2 protein-coding genes are annotated in these 1402 nt (G+C 71.2%); both read right to left on the reverse strand.

Annotation, left to right across the window (positions count from 1 at the left end):
* A partial coding sequence (locus tag FV223_RS27610; RefSeq protein WP_187276275.1) for an FUSC family protein occupies positions 1-735 on the reverse strand: 735 nt, incomplete at its 3' end.
* Positions 732-1172 carry a DUF4345 domain-containing protein gene (locus tag FV223_RS27615; protein WP_147729875.1) on the reverse strand — a complete coding sequence of 147 codons (441 nt, stop codon included), beginning with the start codon at positions 1170-1172 and terminating at the stop codon, positions 732-734. The genes FV223_RS27610 and FV223_RS27615, both read right to left, overlap by 4 nt.
* Positions 1173-1402: the final 230 nt, after the last annotated feature.

The raw sequence follows: 1402 nt of genomic DNA on the forward strand, positions 1-1402 counted from the left end.
GGCGCCGGCCGCCCGGTAGGGGCCGTCGTCGAGCTCGCCGGCGATCGCGCTGGCATCCGCCCGCATCGGCGCGATCGTCCGGATCAGCGCGGCGGTGCGCAGCGGCCCGGGATCGCCCGAGGTGAACGCCTCGCGGGCGAAGGTCCTGGTGCCCGTGTAGGCCGAGGCCAGCGTCGGCAGCAACGTTCGCCACGTGCTCGGCGAGGCGAGGGCGTCGTTGATGAAGGTGATGGTGACGATCGCGACCGTGATCGCGGCCAGGCGCCCGACCGCCGCGTCGAACGTCGTCTGGGGCGCATCGATATGTGCGAGCGCGATGATCGCCACGGTGTAGCCGGACAGCATCGCGCCGTAGGCGCGGGTGTCCTGCAGGTACTGGGCGATGAAGACGCAGACCCCGATCCAAACCGCGAACGCGACCAGCAGCGTCACCCGGTCCTGCGCGAACAGCGCCATGAACACGATCGCGACGATGCCGCCGATCACGGTGCCGAGGAAGCGGTAGGCGGCCTTCGAGATCGCCTGCCCGCGCTTCGGCTGCGCCAGGATTGCCACGCCGGTGGCGGCCGACGACGCGCTGTCGAGCTGCAACCAGAACGCGGCGTAGAGCGCCAGCATCATCGCCAGCCAGATCCGCAGGGCGAACGCCCAGGCGGCCGGCTTCGGCACGATCGCGTCGAGCCGGTCGACCATCCGGCCGAGCCAGGGCGTGGTTTCGGTGGCGGCCTCGCTCATCGCGCCGGCGTGCCGGGGGCGGCCCCTGTCTCCACGATCGCGGCGGCGTCCCGCGCCCGCCCGGCGATCCGCGCCTGCCACAGGCAGAGCAGCGGCGTGACGCCGAGCTCCATGCCGAGCGCCGCGAGCATCGTCAGCGACGGGACGCCGGTGAGCCACAGGCCGAGCAGGCGCGCGAGCCCGCCGAGCACGACGACGAGGGTGAGGAACCGGAAAAGCCGGCCCTTCTCCTCGATCCCGGCGACGCAGGTCAGGAACAGGATGCCGATGCCGGTGAGCAGGCCGGACAGGTAGCGGAAATGGCTGTCGGCCGAGATGTCGGGCAGGCCGGCCTCCAGGCCGTTCATGCCGAAGACCACGCCATACAATCCGGCGGCGATCGGAACGATCGCCGCGACCGCCACCGTGCGCTGCAGCGCCTGTCGTTCCGTCATCATCGCGTTCGGTTACGCTTGAGTACCAGAACGCACAACCCGCCGGAACGCAGGACGATCCGTCAGGCCTTCTCGCCATTCAGGCGCTTGTTGCACTTGCTCCAGTATTGCGGCCACTTCGGACCCTGCGACACCTTCTCGGCGTCGGCTAGCGCCCGCCACTGCGCGCCGCAGGTCTTCTGGCGCTGGCGCGCCGCCATCTGCCCCGCGCTCGGGGCGGCGTCGGGCTTGGC

Source organism: Methylobacterium sp. WL116, from assembly GCF_008039455.1.
Classification (GTDB): domain Bacteria; phylum Pseudomonadota; class Alphaproteobacteria; order Rhizobiales; family Beijerinckiaceae; genus Methylobacterium.